The organism is Marinobacter sp. G11, from assembly GCF_021282325.1.
GTDB classification, from domain to species: Bacteria; Pseudomonadota; Gammaproteobacteria; order Pseudomonadales; family Oleiphilaceae; genus Marinobacter; species Marinobacter vinifirmus.
On record NZ_JAJSPB010000003.1, the window covers coordinates 16,132 to 35,941 of the forward strand.

At 59.9% G+C, this 19,810-nt stretch carries 18 protein-coding genes; 11 read left to right on the plus strand and 7 right to left on the minus strand.

Annotated features, from left to right (window positions below; all coding sequences use genetic code 11):
- The first annotated feature begins 39 nt into the window (after positions 1 to 39).
- The 4 genes from pstC to phoU are packed head-to-tail and all read left to right on the plus strand — an operon-like array spanning position 40 to position 4,350.
- The gene (gene pstC, locus LWH94_RS02650; protein ID WP_094624914.1) at positions 40 to 1,428 is read left to right on the plus strand and encodes a phosphate ABC transporter permease subunit PstC; all 1,389 of its coding nucleotides are present in this window, start codon (positions 40 to 42) and stop codon (positions 1,426 to 1,428) included.
- Positions 1,421 to 2,698 (plus strand): phosphate ABC transporter permease PstA, encoded by a 1,278-nt coding sequence (gene pstA, locus LWH94_RS02655; protein WP_232901161.1) that lies wholly within the window; start codon positions 1,421 to 1,423, stop codon positions 2,696 to 2,698. Before pstC ends, pstA begins: the two co-directional genes overlap by 8 nt.
- Before the next feature lie 11 nt (positions 2,699 to 2,709).
- The gene (gene pstB, locus LWH94_RS02660; protein ID WP_058342006.1) at positions 2,710 to 3,597 is read left to right on the plus strand and encodes a phosphate ABC transporter ATP-binding protein PstB; all 888 of its coding nucleotides are present in this window, start codon (positions 2,710 to 2,712) and stop codon (positions 3,595 to 3,597) included.
- Positions 3,598 to 3,627: 30 nt separating this feature from the next.
- Complete coding sequence (phoU, locus tag LWH94_RS02665) at positions 3,628 to 4,350, plus strand: phosphate signaling complex protein PhoU (RefSeq protein ID WP_058342005.1); 723 nt, start codon at positions 3,628 to 3,630, stop codon at positions 4,348 to 4,350.
- Positions 4,351 to 4,400: 50 nt separating this feature from the next.
- Here phoU and LWH94_RS02670 read toward each other — a convergent pair whose 3' ends face one another.
- The 5 genes from LWH94_RS02670 to mnmH all read right to left on the minus strand — a co-directional run bounded on the left by LWH94_RS02670 (position 4,401) and on the right by mnmH (position 8,963).
- Positions 4,401 to 4,766, minus strand: a complete 366-nt coding sequence (locus LWH94_RS02670; RefSeq protein ID WP_232901162.1) for a histidine triad nucleotide-binding protein — start codon at positions 4,764 to 4,766, stop codon at positions 4,401 to 4,403.
- 39 nt (positions 4,767 to 4,805) lie between these two features.
- Positions 4,806 to 6,101 carry an FAD-dependent oxidoreductase gene (locus LWH94_RS02675; protein WP_232901163.1) on the minus strand — a complete coding sequence of 432 codons (1,296 nt, stop codon included), beginning with the start codon at positions 6,099 to 6,101 and terminating at the stop codon, positions 4,806 to 4,808.
- A gap of 77 nt (positions 6,102 to 6,178) precedes the next feature.
- Positions 6,179 to 6,727 carry an aminoacyl-tRNA deacylase gene (locus LWH94_RS02680; protein WP_232901164.1) on the minus strand — a complete coding sequence of 183 codons (549 nt, stop codon included), beginning with the start codon at positions 6,725 to 6,727 and terminating at the stop codon, positions 6,179 to 6,181.
- A 158-nt stretch (positions 6,728 to 6,885) separates the two neighbouring features.
- The gene (locus tag LWH94_RS02685; protein ID WP_232901165.1) at positions 6,886 to 7,716 is read right to left on the minus strand and encodes a mechanosensitive ion channel family protein; all 831 of its coding nucleotides are present in this window, start codon (positions 7,714 to 7,716) and stop codon (positions 6,886 to 6,888) included.
- A 137-nt stretch (positions 7,717 to 7,853) separates the two neighbouring features.
- On the minus strand, positions 7,854 to 8,963 hold the full coding sequence (gene mnmH / locus LWH94_RS02690) for a tRNA 2-selenouridine(34) synthase MnmH (RefSeq protein ID WP_232901166.1): 1,110 nt from the start codon (positions 8,961 to 8,963) through the stop codon (positions 7,854 to 7,856).
- A gap of 375 nt (positions 8,964 to 9,338) precedes the next feature.
- Between mnmH and LWH94_RS02695 the strand changes: the two genes are divergently transcribed.
- The gene (locus LWH94_RS02695) at positions 9,339 to 9,998 is read left to right on the plus strand and encodes a 50S ribosomal protein L11 methyltransferase (protein ID WP_022988508.1); all 660 of its coding nucleotides are present in this window, start codon (positions 9,339 to 9,341) and stop codon (positions 9,996 to 9,998) included.
- A gap of 467 nt (positions 9,999 to 10,465) precedes the next feature.
- Here LWH94_RS02695 and LWH94_RS02700 read toward each other — a convergent pair whose 3' ends face one another.
- Positions 10,466 to 10,870 (minus strand): VanZ family protein, encoded by a 405-nt coding sequence (locus LWH94_RS02700; RefSeq protein ID WP_232901167.1) that lies wholly within the window; start codon positions 10,868 to 10,870, stop codon positions 10,466 to 10,468.
- A 95-nt stretch (positions 10,871 to 10,965) separates the two neighbouring features.
- Here LWH94_RS02700 and cysZ point away from each other — a divergent pair, with 95 nt between their 5' ends.
- The 5 genes from cysZ (at position 10,966) to LWH94_RS02725 (ending at position 18,052) form a co-directional block, all read left to right on the plus strand.
- Complete coding sequence (gene cysZ, locus LWH94_RS02705) at positions 10,966 to 11,715, plus strand: sulfate transporter CysZ (protein ID WP_232901168.1); 750 nt, start codon at positions 10,966 to 10,968, stop codon at positions 11,713 to 11,715.
- Between the two features lie 19 nt (positions 11,716 to 11,734).
- Complete coding sequence (gene rapA / locus LWH94_RS02710) at positions 11,735 to 14,599, plus strand: RNA polymerase-associated protein RapA (protein ID WP_232901169.1); 2,865 nt, start codon at positions 11,735 to 11,737, stop codon at positions 14,597 to 14,599.
- Between the two features lie 140 nt (positions 14,600 to 14,739).
- Complete coding sequence (locus LWH94_RS02715; protein ID WP_232901170.1) at positions 14,740 to 17,187, plus strand: acyl-CoA dehydrogenase; 2,448 nt, start codon at positions 14,740 to 14,742, stop codon at positions 17,185 to 17,187.
- Between the two features lie 14 nt (positions 17,188 to 17,201).
- Positions 17,202 to 17,582 carry a fluoride efflux transporter CrcB gene (gene crcB / locus LWH94_RS02720; RefSeq protein WP_094624925.1) on the plus strand — a complete coding sequence of 127 codons (381 nt, stop codon included), beginning with the start codon at positions 17,202 to 17,204 and terminating at the stop codon, positions 17,580 to 17,582.
- Positions 17,583 to 17,845: 263 nt separating this feature from the next.
- The gene (locus tag LWH94_RS02725) at positions 17,846 to 18,052 is read left to right on the plus strand and encodes a cold-shock protein (RefSeq protein WP_008939715.1); all 207 of its coding nucleotides are present in this window, start codon (positions 17,846 to 17,848) and stop codon (positions 18,050 to 18,052) included.
- Between the two features lie 73 nt (positions 18,053 to 18,125).
- On the opposite strand, the gene LWH94_RS02730 is transcribed toward LWH94_RS02725, so the two are convergent.
- A complete protein-coding gene (locus LWH94_RS02730; RefSeq protein ID WP_232901171.1) occupies positions 18,126 to 18,929 on the minus strand; it encodes a dienelactone hydrolase family protein in 804 nt (267 codons plus the stop codon).
- A gap of 191 nt (positions 18,930 to 19,120) precedes the next feature.
- Here LWH94_RS02730 and LWH94_RS02735 point away from each other — a divergent pair, with 191 nt between their 5' ends.
- A complete protein-coding gene (locus tag LWH94_RS02735; RefSeq protein ID WP_232901172.1) occupies positions 19,121 to 19,732 on the plus strand; it encodes a Yip1 family protein in 612 nt (203 codons plus the stop codon).
- Positions 19,733 to 19,810 lie beyond the last annotated feature (78 nt).

Below are 19,810 nucleotides of genomic sequence, written 5' to 3' on the forward strand. Positions count from 1 at the left end.
CTGGCTTTAACTCAACATTTACACGATACAGAGAACGTTATGCAAACGGCCAATCTGTTGCCTCTGATCCTGGTGATTGCCGTCATCGCCTATGGTTTGTCCTACATGCGCTCGCGCGCGGTAGCCGAGCCCATCGGCGGTATTCGCAATCTGAAGGCGCTGCCCTTTTACTACGCGGCCCGTGCCGCTTTGTGGTGCGCGATCCCTGCGCTGATTGTCCTGGCGCTGTGGGCGGGTTTTGAAGGCAAGGTTATCCAGAACTATGTGGTGGCTTCGTTGCCGGCAGAACTTGCACCTGAGTCTGACGGGCAGGCGAGCCTTATCCTTTCGCAGATCAACAACGTGGCAGCCGGCAAGCTGGATCCGCAGTTTGTACCCCCGGAAGTGGTGGGTGCGGCGGACCTTCTGGACGCCCTCAAACAGCGCAGTGCCAGCTTCAAGGCCACGCTGGTGATTCTTCTTGCGGTACTGGGCGCTGCCTATGCCTGGACCCGGGTACAACCCCACATCAACGCCCGCGAAAACGTGGAGCGCACCTTGCGGTGGATTTTCTTTGTCTGTGCGGCGGTTGCCGTGTTGACCACCGTCGGTATTGTCTTTTCCGTGATTTTTGAAACCTTCCGGTTCTTCGGCAAGGTTCCCATTACCGAGTTTCTGTTCGGCACGTCCTGGAGCCCCCAGACTGCCCTGCGTGCCGACCAGGTAGGTTCAGACGGTGCTTTCGGTATCATCCCGCTGTTCACCGGCACCCTGCTGATTTCGGCCATTGCGCTGCTGGTAGCGGTACCTGTGGGGTTGCTGTCTGCGGTGTACCTGTCTGAGTACGCAACCAGGCCGGCCCGGGCGGTGATCAAGCCGCTGCTGGAAATGCTGGCAGGTGTCCCAACCGTGGTATACGGCTTTTTTGCGGCCCTTACGGTTGCCCCGTTCATACGGGACCTGGCTGAACGTATCGGCCTTGAAGCCTCATCCCAGAGCGCGCTGGCGGCGGGCCTGGTGATGGGTGTCATGATTATTCCGTTTGTTTCATCGTTGTCTGACGACGTGATCAACGCCGTACCCCAGACCCTGCGGGACGGTTCCCTGGCACTGGGTGCCACCCAGTCAGAAACCATGAAGAACGTGATTTTCCCCGCGGCCCTGCCGGGCATTATGGGCGGCATCCTGCTGGCGGCTTCCCGGGCCATCGGTGAAACCATGATTGTGGTGATGGCAGCAGGCCTGGCAGCCAACCTGACGGCCAATCCGCTGGATTCCGTCACCACGGTTACGGTGCAGATTGTCACCCTGCTGACCGGTGACCAGGAATTCGACAGCGCCAAGACCCTGGCCGCGTTTGCCCTGGGCATGATGCTGTTCATCGTAACCCTGGCCCTCAACGTGGTTGCCCTGAAGATTGTCCGCAAGTATAGGGAACAGTATGACTGATCAACGTTCACAGGCGGAGATTGTCCGCCAGTCACTCAAGCGGCGGTACCGCAAGGAGCGCCGGTTCCGGCTCTACGGCATGACCGCCATCGCTATCGCCTTGTTGTCCCTGGTGGTACTGTTTACCGACATCATCGGCAAGGGCTACACCGGCTTTATCAAGACCACCATGACCCTTGAGGTGGTGCTTGATGGCGAGCAGATGTACCTGGATGACGCGTCTGACAAAGACCAGATGTCCATGGCGGACTTCCAGGCGCCCATTATAACGGCTCTGCAGAAGCATTTTCCCGAGGTGGAGGAGCGTAAGGACCTTCGGGAGCTGAGCCGGTTGGCGGGTAGCTATGCCAGCAACCAGATCAAGGACCTGCTGGCCCGGCAGCCGGAATTGTTGGGTACTACCCAGACCATGGAGTTCCTGGTGCACGACACGGTGTCGGTCTATGTGAAACATGCCGACAATCCGGCCTACAGCATCCGTTTGTCGGAACAGCAGCAGCGCTGGGTGGATGAGCTGGTTCAGAAGGGCGTGGTAGACACCGGTTTCAACGATGTGTTCTTCAGCCGGGGCGATTCCCGGGAGCCGTCCAATGCCGGTATTCTGGGCGCCATTGTCGGCTCCCTGCTGACCATGGTGGTTACCCTGGTGATTGCCTTCCCGATGGGGGTTGCGGCAGCGGTGTACCTGGAGGAATTTGCGCCCCAGAACAAGTTCACCGATTTTATCGAAGTCAACATCAACAACCTGGCGGCGGTACCGTCGATCATCTTCGGCCTGTTGGGCCTGGCGGTGTTTATCGGGGTGTTCGGCTTGCCGCGCTCCGTACCGGTATTGGGTGGCCTGGTGCTGGCGCTGATGACCCTGCCCACCATCATCATTTCCAGCCGTGCGGCCATCAAGAGTGTGCCGCCCTCTATCCGTGAAGCGGCGGAAGGCATCGGCGCCTCGAAAATGCAGGTGGTGCTGCACCATGTGGTGCCCCTGGCCATGCCCGGCATGATGACCGGTTCGATCATCGGCATGGCCCAGGCACTGGGGGAGACAGCACCGCTGCTGCTGATCGGTATGGTGGCATTCATCGTGGAGATTCCTGACGGTTTCTTCAGTTCCGCCACTGTGCTCCCGGTACAGATTTACCTCTGGGCCAGCAGTGCCGAGCAGGGCTTTGTTGAACTTGCCTCTGCCGGAATCATGATCCTGCTGACCTTTATGATCACCATGAATGCATTGGCCATCTGGCTCCGTAAACGTCTTGAGCGCCGGTGGTAAGGAGTTAAACCATGAACACTATGAATTCGACAGTAACCAGCAACACCGAAACCACCGAGGCGCCCGCTGTTCCCGTACAGGACGAGCGCCCGGCAGAGACGATCATCCAGGAAGGGGTTACCGTTGGCAGCCCCTACGCCGACGACCCGAAGTTCAAGCTGCGGGATGTTGAGGTGTTTTACGGCGAAAGCCGGGCCATCAAGAAGATCAGCCTGGATATTGCCCGCAACGAAGTGATTGCCTTTATCGGCCCGTCCGGGTGCGGCAAGTCCACCTTCCTGCGCTGCCTGAACCGGATGAACGACAGCATCGATATCTGTAGCGTGAAAGGCGAGTTGATGCTGGATGACCAGAACATCTACGACTCCAAGCGTGACGTGGTTGAGCTGCGGGCCCGGGTTGGCATGGTATTCCAGAAGCCGAACCCGTTCCCCAAGTCGATCTACGACAACGTGGCCTACGGCCCGCGTATTCACGGCCTGGCCAATCGCAAGTCAGACCTGGACGATATCGTGGAAGACAGCCTGCGCAAGGCTGGCCTGTGGAACGAGGTAAAAGACCGCCTGGATGCCACTGCCACCGGCATGTCCGGCGGTCAGCAGCAGCGCCTGTGTATTGCCCGGGCCATTGCCGTCAGCCCCGAAGTGATCCTGATGGACGAGCCCTGTTCGGCCCTGGACCCGATCGCTACCGCCAAGGTGGAAGAGTTGATCGCGGAAATGTCCGAGAGCTACACCATTGTGATCGTAACCCACTCGATGCAGCAGGCCGCCCGGGTATCCAACCGCACGGCGTACTTCCATCTGGGCCACCTGGTGGAAGTGAACGAGACCGACAAAGTATTTACTTCGCCGGACCACGAACTGACCGAATCCTACATCACCGGTCGTTTTGGTTAATCAGGCCCGGGAACCTTGGAGACAAAGAAAATGCCGAACAGAAAGGATGATGTATACGGAGATCACATCTCCGGTAAGTTCAACGATGAACTGAACGAGCTGAAAACCCAGTTCCTGAACATGGGGGGCATGGTGGAAAGCCAGGTGGAGCAGGCTATCCAGTCACTGGTTGACAGTGACGGCCAGCTGGCGGAAAAAGTCCGCCTTGGCGACAAGCTGGTCGACAAGATGGAAATGGACCTGGATGAAGAAGCCATCCTGGTCATCGCCCGCCGGCAACCGACAGCCCGGGACCTGCGCCTGGTGATTTCCGTGATCAAGATGGTGGCGGACCTGGAACGTGTGGGTGACGAAGCCAAGAAAATTGCCAAGATGGCCATCAAACTGACCGAAGAAGGCCAGGCTCCCCGGGGTTACGTGGAAATCCGCCACATCGGCACCCACGTGCTCAGCATGCTGCACGATGCCCTGGATGCCTTTGCCCGGCTGGATTCCGAGCAGGCCCTGCGCATCATGAAAGAAGACAAGCAGGTCGATGAAGAGTACCAGGCTGCGGCCCGGGCCTTGCTGACCTTCATGATGGAAGATACCCGCAACATCACCCGTTGCATGATGGTGATGTGGGTACTGCGCGCACTCGAGCGCATTGGTGACCACGCCTGTAACATCGCCGAGCACGTCATTTTCATGGCCAAGGGTGAGGATATTCGCCATTCGCCGATGGAAGAAGCAGAGCGCGTCGTCGGCCGCTGATACCCAGGGCGGAATCCGGTGATATCGGGTTCCGCCCGTGATGCCTGCAATCAGGCTTGCTTCATCTTGTCAGTGTAAGGCGGCCAGCCCAGTGGCTTGCCGGCCAGCAGGTGCAGATGGATGTGGAACACCGTCTGCCCGGCATTCTCTCCGCAGTTCATCACTACCCGGTAGCCGTCGTCGGCAAAGCCCATGTCTTTGGCCAGCTTGCTCGCTACCCAGTACAGGTGCCCCACCACTTCCCGGTCGCCTTCTTCAATGTCGTTAATCGTAGCGATCGCCTTTTTCGGGATGATCAGCAGGTGCACCGGTGCCTGGGGATTGATGTCCCTGAAGGCCAGGCTGAGGTCGTCTTCATAGACGATGTCCGCCGGGATTTCCCGGTTGATGATTTTGGTGAAAATGGTTTCCGACATGAAAACTCCCTGTTCGTTGTTAAGCGTGCAAGTTGACCACTATAGACTGCCGAGACCCGGCAGACGATTGACCATTTGTTGAAGCGGTGCGGGCAGTTTGTCGTCTAGCCCCATGGCGTAGCGGGCGACGCGGTTGCGGGCAAAGGGCAGGGCGCGGGCGGCGCCGAGGCCCAGGTTGCGGGCCAGGTGTACCGGCGGTATGGCGTTGCTGAACAGATGATAGAACAGGTCCATGGCCAGCATCATGCGCTGGTTGGCGGGCCGGCGTTGCTGTTCGTACAGGGCCAGCCAGCGTTCGCAGGCGAGGTCGTCACCACCGCGCCGGGCTTCTTTCAGCAAACCTTGCAGGCACTGGGCATCCTGGAAACCCAGGTTTACGCCCTGGCCGGCCAGCGGGTTGATGGTGTGGGCCGCGTCGCCGGCCAGTACCACCCGGTTCAGGTAATAGTGTTTGGCGTGCTGGCGGGCAATGGGGAAGCTGGCCCGGGCATCGATATGGGTCAGCTCCGGCAGGCGGGCGGGGAACCGTTTCTGGATCTCGGCCATCAATGCCGGTTCATCCATGGCCTTGAGCTGCGCCAGCGGGGCCGGGTGGTCATACCATACCAGCGAGCCCCAGCATTCACCGGGGAACTGTTCGCCGGCGCTGTGCAGGGGTAAAAAGGCCCGCGGACCGCTGGGGAAGAAGCCTTGCCAGGTGATGTCTTCTACGCTGCCCCGGTAACGCACGGAAATCACCATGGCCTGCTGGTCGTATTGATCGCGGGTAACGCCGATGCCGGCCAGGTCCCGAACCCGTGACATAGCGCCGTCCGCACCGATGACCAGCTGTGCTTCCAGTTGGCTGCCATCATCCAGGGTGACCCGGGCCTGTTGTTGATCCTGCTTCAGGTCCTGCACGCTGCGGCCGGTTATCAGGGTCACGTCCGGCTCGGCTTCGGCGCTCTGCCAGAGCGCCTGCTGGGTGATGCTGTTTTCCACAATGTGGCCCAGGTGGCGGGCGCCGAGCTGTTCGGCACTGAATTCCACTTCGGTCAGGGAGGTTGGCAGCAGTCGGCTCAGGGGGTTGGGGGTTTCGTCCCACACCGCAAGGCGGCGATAGGGTGTGGCGCGCATGGCCAGGATGGAATGCCAGGCTCCCAGGCTGTCCAGGTAGCGTTCGCTGCCGGCACTCAGGGCCGACACCCGGATATCCGGGGCACTGGAGGCATCGAAGGCGCTGGGTTCGGCTTTGTCGATCAGGGCCACACGGATGCCTTGCTGACCAAGGCCGGTGGCAAGTGCGGCGCCGACCATGCCGGCGCCCACGATAATGATGTCAAATGCTTGGTTCATATCCGGTTCCTGTCTGTTGGCATCAGTTTACGCGATGCCGGGCGCCAGACAAGCGACCGGAGTCAATCCGGCGGGTTTCAGTATCCGGCCAGCAGGGTTTCCTTCCGGGGTTCCGGTCTTTTGCGGTTCTTCAGTAGCCAGGCCGGTTTCTGGGTGCCCGGGCGGGTGAAGCCCTGATTGATCACCATGGGTTGCACCAGGTTCAGGAAATCCCGGGTTTTCATGTGGATGGACTCGGTGTGGCTACCGGCGGCAAAGGCCAGCTCGGGCTGTTCGGTGAGTACTTCGGCGCAATAAACCGTCATCCCGAACAGGTTGCCGAACGGTGGCATGGCGCCCACTTCGCAATCCGGGAAACTGTCCTGGAATTCCTGTTCGTCTGCCAGTTCCACAAAGTCGGTGTCGAGAATGCGGGACAACCTGTCCCAACGTACGCGCCAGGTGGCGGGCATCACCAGCATGGCCATCTTGCCATCCAGTTCGATGATTACGGTTTTAACCACACGGTCACCGGCAATCTTCACATGGTGGGCGAGTTGTTGGGCAGTAAAGGCGGGAGGGTGGGATAGGCACATGTATTCCACATTGGCCTCGTCCAGGTAATCTTTTAACTGCTGTACCGGCATGTTCACAACCTCCTGACAACATGGACAGTGTTGCAGAGCCGTCTGCCAATCCCGGGCCAGGCTCCGGTAAGGCGGGGTGACTTCCCGCCTTACCGACAGCTTAGCGCAGGATCTGCAGTTTGCGAATAACCGGTTGTGTCTGTGTGACAGGCTTCCGGTCAGTCAGCCTTGTACATATGCACGTCGCGCTGCGGGAAAGGGATGGAGATACCCTCGGCGTCGAACGCTTTCTTCACGCGCTCCTGCATGTCCCAGTAGAACGGCCACAGGTCGCCGGCCTTGGTCCAGGCCCGTACGGTCAGGTCGACAGAGCTTTCGCCCAGGCCACCCACCACAATCAGCGGAGCCGGGTCTTTCAGGGCGCGCTCGTCTTCTTCGATCAGGCGCTTGCAGATTGCCTTGGCCTTGTCGATGTCGTCGCTGTAGCCGATGCCGAAGGTCATATCGCAACGACGGGTTTCGTACACGCTCATGTTGGTCAGGCTGGCGTTGGATAGCTGGCCGTTCGGGATCACCACGCGACGGTTATCGAAGGTGTCGATGATGGTGTACAGGATGCTGATTTCACGCACCGAACCCAGGAAACCCTGTGCTTCGATGGCATCGCCCACCTTGAACGGCTTGAAGATCAGGATCAGTACGCCACCGGCAAAGTTGCCCAGGCTGCCTTGCAGGGCCAGGCCCACGGCCAGACCGGCGGCACCGATAATGGCGACGAAGGAGGTGGTGGCAATGCCGACCATAGAGGCTACGGAGACAAGAAGCAGAATCTTGAGGATGGCGCCGGCCAGGCCGCACAGGAATTTGTTAAGGGTCGGGTCTTTCTTGCCCAGTTTGTTGTCCAGCACGCCGACAAAGCGATTGATCAGCCACAGGCCGACAATGAGGGTGATGATGGCCAGCACTACTTTCGGGGCGTAGGCCATAACTAGGGCGATGCCCTGGTCAATCCATTCAGACGCTTGTCCGTTATTGATGATGTCTTCCATAGAGAAGCTCCTTGATCGTTAGTATTTTCTGAGGTGGCTAAAAACCGACAAATGATTGCCAGCGCAATATTTATCTGACAAAGAGTATATAGCAGACATATTAAATGTCAGCGTCAGAAAATGTTGCTACGCAGCGGTTAGTTATACGGATTGTGATGCTCTCTGGCATATGCCGTGATTTCATCGGGGCCGCCCCGCACCAGGATCCGGCCCTGTTTCTGGCTCAGCTGGTAATCGTACATGGGGTCGTAGTAATCGGTGAGCAGGGCTTCGATCCAGAGATGGTGGCCGCTGGTGTCGCCGGTGCGTTCCTGTTGCTCCAGGGCTTGCTCCATCAAGGCGCGAAGTTCCTGGTGGCGCGCCCCGCCCAGGCGTTTCCGGATGCGGTCGATGGCGCTCAGCAGGTAGTCCCGGAAGTTCAGCCAGCCGGCTTCTTCGCCATCCCGGGCGATGTAGTCGGCCAGCATGTGTTCCACATAGTCGGTGCGGATAATATCGACACGCTCTGCCATGGGCTGTTCCAGGATCAGCAGCGGCGATTCGCTCATGCGGGCCCGGAAGTGTTCCGGTAGCGCACAGCGGCCGATCAGCCGGCTTTCGTCTTCCAGGTACACCGGCCCGCCCACCTGGTGGTGTGCCTTGAGCATGGCAACCGCCAGGTGGTTTTCGAAATCGATCTGGGACGGCTGCGGGGTGACTTGCCGGCCGAAGCTGGAGCCCCGGTGGTTGGCCAGGCCCTCCAGATCGACCGGGTTGGGCAGGTCCATCAGCACCCGGGTTTTGCCGGTGCCGGTGCGGCCGCTGAGAATGCGGAAGTCTTCGCTGTCGATCAGCTGGTCCAGGCTGTCGATCAGAAAGCGCCGCAAGGCCTTGTAGCCGCCTTTCACCAGCGGGTAATCAATGCCGGCGTCCCTGATCCATTGCTGGGTCAGCCGGGAGCGTAACCCACCCCGAAAGCAGAACAGGTAGCCGTCTGGGTGACGGGCTACGAAGCGCTTCCAGGCTTCGATACGCTGGGCTTTTACATCACCGGCGACCAGTTGGTGGCCAAGCTCGATGGCCTTGTCCTGGCCCTTTTCCTTGTAGCAGATGCCCACCCGGTGGCGTTCCCCGTCGTTCATCAGGGGCGCGTTCTCGGCGTTGGGAAAACTGCCTTTGCTGAACTCCACCGGGGCGCGAACGTCCATCAGGGGAACGTCGCTCAGGAACAGGTTGAGGTAATCGCTGGTATCGGGTCTGCTTGCCATGTCAACGGATCGCTGTTGTTCTGGGTAGGGCGGCAGTATACCGGAGTGCCGATTTCCGGGCATCCCGGCTAGTGTCCCGTCTGACTAATTCCTTAATCTACTGCTTGCCTCTGAGGACTCTGACCAAGGCGACAGTCTGCAGGTGTGGTGGTTCCACATCAAGGACTGGCAACACAGGCTCAGAGTCCTCAGAGGCAAGCCCTTCGGGAGCATCTGCAAAGCCGAATAGTGTCGTTCTGCTGTCTCGATTTGGAACCACCAAATTTTCACCAGCACGCCTAACTCTTCGGCTTTGCAGATGCTCAGTAGGTTAAGGAATTAGTCAGACGGGACACTAGGGTACAATGGCGGTTTGGACTGCCGAGAGAGCCAGCAATGACCCCGGAACACCTGAACCAGCACCTGCGCAAGACCCTGAGCCGTGGCCGGGTGGCCGCATCGGCACCGGCAGGTTGCCCGGACCTCCCCTTGTACCTGTTTGATCCCTCGGTACTGGAAGGTCCCCTGAGCCATGATGAAGCCCAGGCCGTGGTAGCAGAGCCGGCGTACTGGTCATTCTGCTGGGCCAGCGGCCAGGTGCTGGCCAGCTGGATTTTGCAGCATCCGGAGCTGGTGGCTGGCAAAGCGGTACTGGATTTCGGCTCCGGCTCCGGCGTGGTTGCCGTGGCTGCGGCGCGGGCGGGTGCGGCCCGTGCCATTGCCTGCGATATCGATCCGGCAGCGCTGGATGCTGCAGCGGCCAATGCCCGGCTTAACGGTGTGCAGGTGGAGCTTTGTGACGACTGGGCGGCGCGGCCGGAATCCCTGGACCTGGTCACCGCGGCCGATGTGCTCTATGACCCTGACAACCGGCCGTTGCTGGAGGCGTTCCGGGCGGCAGCAAGCCGGGTTTTGCTGGCAGATTCGCGGGTTCGGGATCTCGGTAACCCGGCCTATCAGCTGCAAACGGTGATTGAAGCCAGGACCTGGCCAGACCTGAACGAATTCGAGGAGTTCAACAAGGTGCGTATCTACCTGGCGGAAGGTGCAGGCTGAGAATTTTCTGTGGCAGAAAAAAACAAAGGGCAGCTCAAGGGCTGCCCTTTAACAGGTTTGAACCGCCATCCCGGGCAGTTCACAGTCGGAACAAGTGGTGCGTCCGTGCACTCGGGGCAACCGCCGTGTTGCCGTAATCCTTGCGTCTTTCCCTGATGGCCAGCGTCCGAGCCAGCAATCCAATTCGTTATCCCTTAAGCGAGGCATCCCTGTGTCCTTGCCTCTCCCCACAGTCCCTGCAGGGGTGCATCCAGTGCGTCGTCCTTTTCCCTGTCATCCTTGACGGTTCCCACTATACCAAGGCCAATCTGACAAACGTGTGACCGGCGCACACTATTTGCGGGCTTCAACTATCACGTTAATAGTTTTTTCTTTGAATTCATGGCCCTGCGGGAGGTGGCTATGGGCCGGGCTGCGTCTTCGTACGTGAAGACACTGAAAGTTCCTACAGGCTTGTGAGATATCTCTTACAAGGATTCAGGCGAATCTCTCAAATCCATTTCGCGCGGTCTGCGTGTGCCGGGCCAGGGCAGCATGCCGATGGCAATCCCCAGGCTGTCTGCCAGCACATCGGCCAGGGAAAAATCCCGGTAGGGCAGGCTGGCCTGGACCACCTCCAGCAGCAGCCCGAAACCCAGCAGTGCCGGGGCATACCAGAAGGCGCTCAGGCGCGGCCAGGCCAGCCGAGTAACGATGGTCAGCTCGATAAAGGCAATCAGGTGATTGACCTTGTCATTATCGGACGACGGAATCGGGTAGCTGCTGCTGGTGGTGGCCAGGTACAGAATGGCGACAACCGACACCAGCAACACGGCCTGCCACAGGCGGCGCATGTGAAGAATATGCCGGATGGTTGGCCAGAGTCGCGTCATAGGGTAATCCGAAGGTGGTTGCGTGCTGTGGGAACGAGGCTGACATGATATGCTTTGCGCCCCGTTATTGTCATGGCAGCGGAGGACCACCAGCAATGCTCAAAGGAAACTTTTTTCGCGGACTGGGCTACCTGGGGGAGGGCTTCAGGCTGATTCGCCAGCCCGGCCTGCGCCTGTTCGTGATCATTCCTGTTGTGATCAACGTCATCCTGTTCGGGCTGATGTTCTATTTCCTGGCCGAGATGTTTTCCCTGATGATCGCCGGTGCCATGGCCTGGCTGCCGGACTGGGCATGGCTGCAAGCGCTCGATTGGTTGTTCTGGCTGCTCTACGGCGTGGTTATCCTGCTGATGCTGGCCTACGGCTTCGTGATCGTTGCCAACCTGATCGGCTCTCCTTTTTATGGTTACCTGGCCGAGTTGACCGAAAAACACCTCACCGGCCAGGAAGTCAGCACGGATGGCAGCTGGGCCGCCATTATCAAGGACATTCCCCGGGCGCTGTGGCGGGAAGTCCAGAAAATTGCCTATTACCTGCCCCGGGCGCTGGGCCTGTTTATTATCGGCCTGATTCCGGTCGTTAACCTGGTGGCAGCGGTGCTCTGGTTCCTGTTCAACAGCTGGATGATGGCCCTGCAATATGTGGATTTCCCGGCCGATAACCACCGGGTCAGCTTCCCGAAACTAAGAAAAGACCTGGCAGCCAGCCGGCTTTCGGCCCTGGGCTTCGGCCTGCCGGTGGCCCTTGCGGCCATGGTGCCGGTGCTCAACCTGGTGGTGGTGCCGGCGGCCGTGTGCGGTGCCACCGCCTTCTGGGTGCGTGAAAACGATTCAAACCAAAAGTAATTCAGTCAGCGGAGGTTTCTTGGAAACATCGGAATTTGTCATTGGTCAGCGTTGGGTAAGCCACAGCGATACCGCTTTGGGTCTGGGAATTGTTACCGACATTTCCGGGCGCAGGGTCACATTGGGCTTTCCCGCGGCCGATGAGGAGCGCACCTACGCCATCGATAATGCTCCCCTGTCGCGGATTGTGTACCAGCAGGGTGAGGAAATAGAGACTTTCGAAGGCGAGAAATACATTGTGCGCGCCGTGGAAGACCTGAACGGCGTTCTGCTGTACCACGCCGACGATGGCGAGAATATCCACCAGGTTTCGGAAGTGAAGCTGGCCGGTTCGGTGAATTTTTCTGCCCCGCACCAACGCCTGTTTGCCGGCCAGTTCGACCGTAACGGAGCCTTCCGGTTGCGGGTGTCGACCCTGGAGCACATGGATCGCCTGCGGGCCTCGCCGGCCCAGGGGCTGATTGGCGCCCGGACCCAGCATTTGCCGCACCAGCTCTATATCGCCCACGAAGTGGCCCGGCGCCATGCGCCCCGGGTACTGCTGGCCGATGAAGTGGGCCTGGGTAAAACCATCGAAGCCGGCCTGATCCTGCATTACCAGCTGCACACCGGCCGCGCCCGCCGGGCCCTGATTGTGGTGCCGGATTCGCTGATTCACCAGTGGCTGGTGGAAATGCTGCGCCGCTTCAACCTGCGTTTCTCCATCGTCGACCAGGGCCGCTACGACGACCTCAAGGCCCAGGAAGATGATGTCGATGCCCTGGTAAACCACATCTTCGGTGACGACGATGACGGCGTTAACCCGTTCGAGGCGGACCAGCTGGTGCTGTGCAGCCTGGACTTCCTGGTGCGCAGCGAAAAGGCCAGGAACCATGCCCTCGCCGCCGGCTGGGACCTGATGGTAGTGGATGAAGCGCACCACCTGGCCTGGTCGCCGGAGCAGGCCAGCCCCGAGTATGAAGTAGTGGAAAGCCTGTCTGGGGCCAGCAAGGGCTTGCTGTTGCTGACGGCCACCCCGGAACAGGTCGGGATTGCCAGTCACTTTGCCCGGCTGCGCCTGCTGGACCCGGCCCGGTTCCATAACCTGGACACATTCCGGCAGGAAGAGCAGCAGTATGAGCGTATCAACCAGGTGGTGCGCCGGCTTCAGGAAAACCCGGACGCCATCGCCGAGGACGACAAGGCCGCCTTGTCTGACTGGCTTGGCAGTGAACTGGACGAGTTGCTGGCCCGCGACAACGCCCATCATGCCGTGATTGATGCCCTGCTGGATCGCCACGGCACCGGCCGGGTACTGTTCCGCAATACCCGTGCGGCCATTCAGGGCTTCCCCGAACGCCAGCCGCTGTCGGAGCCGTTGCCGTGCCCGGAACTCTATGAAGAGGTACGTCACGGCAAAACCGGCCTGGCGCCGGAGCAGTCGGCCCCGGAAGAGCAATGGCTGGCCGATGACCCCCGCGTGGCCTGGCTGGAAAAGAAACTGGCCAGCCTGCGCCCGGCCAAGGTGGTGGTCATCTGTGCCCGGGCCGACACCGCCATGGCGCTGGAACATTACTTGCAGTTGCGTGCCGGTATCCGCAGTGCTGCCTTCCATGAGCACCTGAGCCTGCTGGAGCGGGACCGGGCCGCGGCCTACTTCGCCGACACCGAGCAGGGCGCCCAGGCGCTGATCTGTTCCGAGATTGGCAGCGAGGGCCGCAACTTCCAGTTTGCCCATCACCTGGTGCTGTTTGACCTGCCGGAAAACCCGGACCTGCTGGAGCAGCGCATTGGCCGGCTGGATCGTATCGGCCAGACCGAAGCCATCCGGATTCATATCCCGTACCTGCAGGGCACCAGCCAGGAGCTGCAGTACCGCTGGTTCCATGAAGGCCTGAACGCCTTTGCCGAGAGCTGCGCCGTGGGTGTCGCGGTGCACGAACACGTGGCCGATAACTGGCAGAAAGCCCTGGACGGCGATGACAGTGTCATCGAGCCGCTGCTGGCGGACAGCGCCGCAGAGACCCGGCGCCTGAAAACCCTGCTGCATAACGGCCGGGATGCCTTGATCGAGCTGAACTCCTGTCGCCGCGAAGAAGCCAATGCGCTGATCGCCGAGATCGAGAAAGAAGAGGGCTCTGCCCGGGTCCGGGATTACCTGGTGCAGGCGTTCGACATCCTGGGTGTTGATGTGGAAGACCACAGCGAACACGCCGATGTCCTCAAGCCCGGAGAGCAATACCAGGCCGGCCATGTGGCGGAGTTGCCGGAAGACGGGCTGACCGTCACCTGGGAGCGGGAGCAGGCCCTGCAGCGGGAAGACATGGCGTTCATGAGCTGGGAGCACCCGATCGTGACCGGGGTGATGGATTCGGTAACCAGTTCCGGCCTGGGCAAGGCGGCACTGGCCAATCTGTCGGTCAAGGCCTTGCCGCCGGGTACCCTGTTGCTGGAAGCTGTGTTCGCCGTGCATTGTCCGGCGCCGGAAGCCCTGCAGCTGACCCGCTACCTGCCGGTTTCGCCGCTGCGCCTGGTGGTAGACGTCAACGGCCGGGACCTGTCCAAGGCCCTGCCCCATGACCGGCTGAACGAGCTGTGTTCCAACATCCGCCGCCGGACGGCCCAGGCCATCGTGCCCAAGATCCGGGCAGAAGTGGAAACCATGGTGGACCATGCCGAGCGGCTGGCCGAACCGAACCTCGAACCACTGCAGGAAAAGGCGCTGGCGCAGGTGGAAGCCGGCTTTGTACCGGAAATCCGCCGCCTTGAAGCCCTGCAGAAAGTAAACCCGGCTATCCGCGATGAGGAAATCGACTTCCTGCGCAAACAGCTGGAAGCCGCCCGCGAGGCGGTGGGCCATGCCAGCCTGGCGCTGGAGGGAATCCGGGTGATTGTCACATCCTGAGGCTCCTAACTGTCTGAATCCGGTGTGTTATCTGGAATACAGGCATCTGTTAGGGTAAGTTGAACGTAACGAAGTGTTAGCGAAGTGGCTCCGGCTGCGTGCCGGAGGCTCTAATCCATGGAAGACAGAGAGAACTTGCGATGACTTTGATTCTGTTTCTGGTAGCACTGGCCGGCCTGCTGTTTGTGATGCGCCGGGAGTCCGGTGCCAAGCCGGCCATCGGCGTGATGCTGGTGGTGGGTGTGCTGTCCCTGTTTATGGCCTCCGGCTGGCTGACCCTGCTTCTGTTCCTGGGTGCGGCAGCCACGGCCGCAGCCGGTCTGCCCCAGTTCCGCATGAACTGGCTGACCCCCCGGGTGTTCGCCATGTTCAAGAAGGTGGCGCCGAAGGTTTCCGACACTGAAAAGGTGGCCCTGGAGGCTGGCACCGTAGGCTGGGACGGCGAGCTGTTCACCGGCCGCCCGGACTGGCACAACCTGCTGATCAAGCGTCATACCGGCCTGAGCGATGAGGAACAGGCCTTTGTGGATAACCAGTGCACCCAGGCGATTTCCATGTGCAATGCCTGGGACCTGGCGGTAGAGCGGGCTGACCTGCCCAAGGAACTGTGGGATTTCCTGAAGCAGGAAAAATTCTTCGGCATGATCATTCCGAAGGAATACGGTGGCCTGGGTTTCTCGGCCAAGGCCCAGACGGCGGTACTGCAGAAACTGGCCGCCAATGAAATGCTGATGGTGACCGTGGGCGTGCCCAACTCCCTCGGCCCGGGCGAGCTGCTGGTCAAATACGGTACCCAGGAGCAGAAAGACTATTATCTGCCGCGCCTGGCGGATGGCCGGGAAGTGCCCTGTTTCGGCCTGACCGGCCCGCGCGCGGGCTCCGACGCCACCTCCCTGCCGGACACCGGTATCGTGTGCAAGCAGGAAGTGGACGGCAAGGAAGTGTTGGGCATCCGCCTGAACTTCGAGAAGCGCTGGATTACCCTGGCACCGGTGGCCACGGTGGTGGGCCTGGCGTTCCGGATGTTCGACCCGGACGGCCTGCTGGGCGATACCAGGGATCACGGCATTACCTGTGCGCTGATTCCCCGGGATACAGACGGCATGGACATCGGCCGTCGCCATTGCCCCATCGGCTCGCCGTTCATGAACGGCCCGATCAAGGGCAAGGATGTGTTCATCCCGCTGGATTACATCATCGGTGGCCAGGAAATGGCCGGTCAGGGCTGGCGTATGCTGGTTGAGTGCCTGTCGGTTGGCCGCTGTATCACCCTGCCGTCCGGTGCTGCCGGTGCGGCTGCCTATGCCGTGGGCACGGCCGGTGGCTTCACCCGTATCCGTCGCCAGTTCAACACCCCGGTGGCAGAGATGGAAGGTGTCCAGGCCCCGCTGGCGCGGATTGCTGCCAAGACCTACATTGCCCAGTCTGCGGTCAACCATACCGCCAACATGATCGACCAGGGCGAAAAGCCGGCGGTGCCGTCGGCCATTCTCAAGTGCCACCTGACCGAGTTCCAGCGTGACATCCTCACCGATGCCATGGATGTGCACGGCGGCAAGACGGTTACCCTGGGGCCGCGCAACTATCTGGGTATCGGTTACAGTGGTGCCGCGGTGTCGATCACCGTGGAAGGCGCGAATATCATGACCCGCAGCCTGATGATCTTCGGCCAGGGCGCAATTCGCTGCCATCCCTATGTACTCAAGGAGCTGGCGGCCAAGGATAACGATGACATCAAGGCCTTCGATGAAGCCTTCTTCGGCCACGCCGGCCTGATCTTCGGCAACGCTGCCCGCGCTTTCACCCAGGCCCTGGGTATCGGCAAGGCGGACGTGCCGTTTGACAGCGCGTCGCGGCCCTATGCCCAGGCCCTTGCCCGCTTCAGTTCTGCCTTCGGCTTGTGTGCCGACGCGGCCATGACCACCCTTGGCGGAGAGCTGAAAATGCGTGAGCTGATTTCCGCGCGCCTCGGCGACATGCTGGCCAACCTGTACCTGGCCTCCATGGTGCTCAAGAACTGGTATGAAACCCAGCCGGTGGATGGCGAGAAGGAACTGATGCAATACAGCATGACCCTGCTGCTGCATCGCACTGAGAAAGCCCTGGACGAATTCCTGAAGAACCTGCCCAACCGGCCTGCCGCTATGGCGTTGCGGGCGGTAACCCTGCCGCTGGGCCGTCGCTGGGCTGAGCCGGGCGACGAGCTTACCCGCAAACTGGCCAACAGCATCAGCACGGATACTCCGGTGCGCAGCAAGCTGACAGAAAGTGCGTGGACAACGGCAGGTGAGGGTGATGTGGCCAATCCGCTGGCTCAGTACAACAGCCTGCTCAAGGACTATGGCAAGGCAGAGCAGTTGTACCGCAAAGCTACCAAGGCCTACGCCAAGGGCGAGTTGCCCATGACTGCCCTGCATCCGGAAGAACGGTTCGAGGCGGCCCTGGAAGCGGGTATTTTCAGCCAGGAAGAGGCCGATTTCATGCGCGAGTATGAGGCGCTGGTGCTGGAAATGCTGACCGTCGACGATTTCCCGTTCGACGAGTTCGCCCGCAACAAGGACACCCTCATTGACCACAATCCGGCCTGAAGCAGGCCGCTGATATGTGGCTGTCGGTAGTTGCTGTCAGTGTTGGCGCCGTGATCGGCGCCAACCTGCGTTGGGCCCTTAGCCTGTGGCTGAATGCCAGTTACCATGCCATTCCCTGGGGCACCCTGGTGGCCAACCTCAGTGGTGGCTGGCTGATCGGACTGCTGATGGGCTTCTTTACCCACAGCAGTTCGCTGGCTCCGGAGTGGCGGCTGTTCGCCGTAACGGGCCTGTGCGGTGCGCTGACGACCTTCTCGGCCTTTTCCCTGGAAATGTTTGCCGCCATGCAGGAAGGCAAGTGGGCGGTGGCCCTCACCGGCATCCTGGCCCACGTGATTGGTTCCATCCTGATGACCGCCCTGGGCTTCTGGACCTTCACCCTGTTCAGGGGATAAAGACGGTTGCGGATGACCGCTCCGGCCTTGGTATCACTACCTACATAAATTATTGAATTTACCCTTGGCAAGCCGGAAATTCAGGAGTAGAGTGAATCCTGAAGGAAAGATTAGCAAAGCAGTTCATGAATAAGACGTACCTCCGCAGTTAGTAGTGCCGTCCTGTTTTTGATCCCGCGAGTTCAGTTTTTCCGTAACACGCTGACCAGCACCAGAATGGTGTGTGGCAGCAGATAAAATGATTGATTTCAGGAAGTTTACGTATGTCTACTGTTACCGGTACTGTTAAGTTCTTCAACGAAGCAAAAGGCTTTGGCTTTATCACTCGTGAAGGCGGCCCGGACGTATTTGTTCACTACAGCGCCATCCAAGGCTCTGGTTTCAAGACCCTGGCCGAAGGTCAGCAGGTTGAGTTCACCGTAACTCAGGGCCAGAAAGGTCCTCAGGCGGAGAACGTTGTTGCCCTGTAATCCTTGAGGATTCAGCAACATCAAAAAAAGGCAGCCAAGGCTGCCTTTTTTTGTGCCTGCCCGGTTTGCCGGATCAGCTGCCGAACAGCTCCTGGTAGAACAGCAGGGTGCCATCCCAGGAACGGCGGGCGGCATCCTCGTCGTAGCCGACCGGCATACCGAACTTTTCGGCAAAGGCATCCGCACCCGGATTGGTGAAGGAGTGCTTGACCCCCGGGAAGCTCACCAGCGTCAGGTCCACCTCGGCATCCTGCATTTCCTGAACCAGGCCGGCCACCTGTTCTGATGGCACCATCGGGTCGGCGCCGCCGGTATACACCTGTACCCGTGCGGTGACTTTGCCGGCTTCGGCCTGCAGCGGGCTGGCCAGGGCGCCGTGATAGCTCACCACGCCATCAAGGTCGACGCCCATCCGTGCCATATTGAGCACCACGGCACCGCCAAAGCAGTAGCCCTGGGCGGCAATCTTGTCAGCATCCACCGATTCGTGGTTCTGCAATAGCTCTTTCGCTTTGATAAAGCGGGCTTTTACCTGCTCCATATCCCGGGTGGCTTGTTTCATGAACTCCTGGGCGGTATCCGGGTGCTCGGCCAGCTTGCCTTCGCCATACATGTCCAGGGCAAAGGCGGTATAACCGGCGGCTGCCAGCTGTTCTGCCTGTTCCCGGACAAAGTCGTTGTGGCCCCACCATTCGTGTACCAGCAGGATTCCGGGTCTTTTACCTTCGGCTTCATCATCCCAGGCCAGGTAGCCGCTGAAGACCTGGCCATCGAGCGTGTATTCCACGGTCTCGGTGCGAAGCTCGGCATGTGCGTTGAGGCTGGCAATGGCCAGGGTAAGGGCGGCGAGCGAGTGTTTGTTCAAACGTGGTTTCATGGCGGTTCCTGCTCCTGTTCATCAAGAACTAAAGGGTATGATAACGGCGGGCTTTGAACAAAATAGCATCAAAGCCGTCTTTTACCACCGGCATTCTTGACTATAGTTAAGTACAGGAACGGTTGTAAGTCTGAACTGGTTCAGGCGCCGTATATCCCCATACCAACAACAGCAACAATGCGGGGTGGTCTATGCTCCTGTCACATGCGTTCGGTCTCTTTACTCACCCTGACCAGGAGTGGGTATCCATCAGAAAGGAACACGAGAATCCAACCAGGCTCTATATCGCTTACATTGCCATTCTGGCGGCCATTGCTCCCATCTGCGCCTATATTTCAACAGCACACTTCGGCTGGTCTGTGGGTAGCGAGCGGCTGATCAAACTTACGGAAATCAGTGCGGTTCAACTGAGTGTCCTGACCTACGTGGCAATGCTGGTGGGGGTGTTTGCCCTCGGCTATGCCATCAACTGGATGGCCAGGACCTACGGTGCCAAGGAAGAACACGTGCCTTCCAATGGCATTGCCCTAGCGGCTTATTCCTGTACGCCCCTGTTCCTGGCGGGCTTTGCCCTGCTGTATCCGGTGCCCTGGTTCAACGCTGCGGTATTCCTGGCAGCCGCCTGCTACGGCGCCTGGTTAATGTATGACGGTCTGCCCATTGTGATGGGCATCGAGAAAGAGCGTGCTGTGATGTACGGTGGCGCTTTGCTGACGGTCGCACTGGTGATCCTGGTGTCCACCCGCGTGGGTTCGGTGATCCTGTGGAACCTGGGGGCTGGCCCGGTCTTTATCAGCGGATAACCAGGTGTCACCTGTGTTCGGATCGTTTGCGGGAGCTTCGGCTCCCGTTTTTGTTTGACCTGTGCCAATGGCAAAGGC

Bases quoted from the DNA above. Each gene is read 5' to 3' on its own strand.
- pstC (WP_094624914.1), top strand. From the start codon at position 40: ATGCAAACGGCCAATCTGTTGCCTCTGATCCTGGTGATTGCCGTCATC.
- pstA (WP_232901161.1), top strand. From the start codon at position 1,421: ATGACTGATCAACGTTCACAGGCGGAGATTGTCCGCCAGTCACTCAAG.
- pstB (WP_058342006.1), top strand. From the start codon at position 2,710: ATGAACACTATGAATTCGACAGTAACCAGCAACACCGAAACCACCGAG.
- phoU (WP_058342005.1), top strand. From the start codon at position 3,628: ATGCCGAACAGAAAGGATGATGTATACGGAGATCACATCTCCGGTAAG.
- LWH94_RS02670 (WP_232901162.1), bottom strand. From the start codon at position 4,766: ATGTCGGAAACCATTTTCACCAAAATCATCAACCGGGAAATCCCGGCG.
- LWH94_RS02675 (WP_232901163.1), bottom strand. From the start codon at position 6,101: ATGAACCAAGCATTTGACATCATTATCGTGGGCGCCGGCATGGTCGGC.
- LWH94_RS02680 (WP_232901164.1), bottom strand. From the start codon at position 6,727: ATGCCGGTACAGCAGTTAAAAGATTACCTGGACGAGGCCAATGTGGAA.
- LWH94_RS02685 (WP_232901165.1), bottom strand. From the start codon at position 7,716: ATGGAAGACATCATCAATAACGGACAAGCGTCTGAATGGATTGACCAG.
- mnmH (WP_232901166.1), bottom strand. From the start codon at position 8,963: ATGGCAAGCAGACCCGATACCAGCGATTACCTCAACCTGTTCCTGAGC.
- LWH94_RS02695 (WP_022988508.1), top strand. From the start codon at position 9,339: ATGACCCCGGAACACCTGAACCAGCACCTGCGCAAGACCCTGAGCCGT.
- LWH94_RS02700 (WP_232901167.1), bottom strand. From the start codon at position 10,870: ATGACGCGACTCTGGCCAACCATCCGGCATATTCTTCACATGCGCCGC.
- cysZ (WP_232901168.1), top strand. From the start codon at position 10,966: ATGCTCAAAGGAAACTTTTTTCGCGGACTGGGCTACCTGGGGGAGGGC.
- LWH94_RS02715 (WP_232901170.1), top strand. From the start codon at position 14,740: ATGACTTTGATTCTGTTTCTGGTAGCACTGGCCGGCCTGCTGTTTGTG.
- crcB (WP_094624925.1), top strand. From the start codon at position 17,202: ATGTGGCTGTCGGTAGTTGCTGTCAGTGTTGGCGCCGTGATCGGCGCC.
- LWH94_RS02725 (WP_008939715.1), top strand. From the start codon at position 17,846: ATGTCTACTGTTACCGGTACTGTTAAGTTCTTCAACGAAGCAAAAGGC.
- LWH94_RS02730 (WP_232901171.1), bottom strand. From the start codon at position 18,929: ATGAAACCACGTTTGAACAAACACTCGCTCGCCGCCCTTACCCTGGCC.
- LWH94_RS02735 (WP_232901172.1), top strand. From the start codon at position 19,121: ATGCTCCTGTCACATGCGTTCGGTCTCTTTACTCACCCTGACCAGGAG.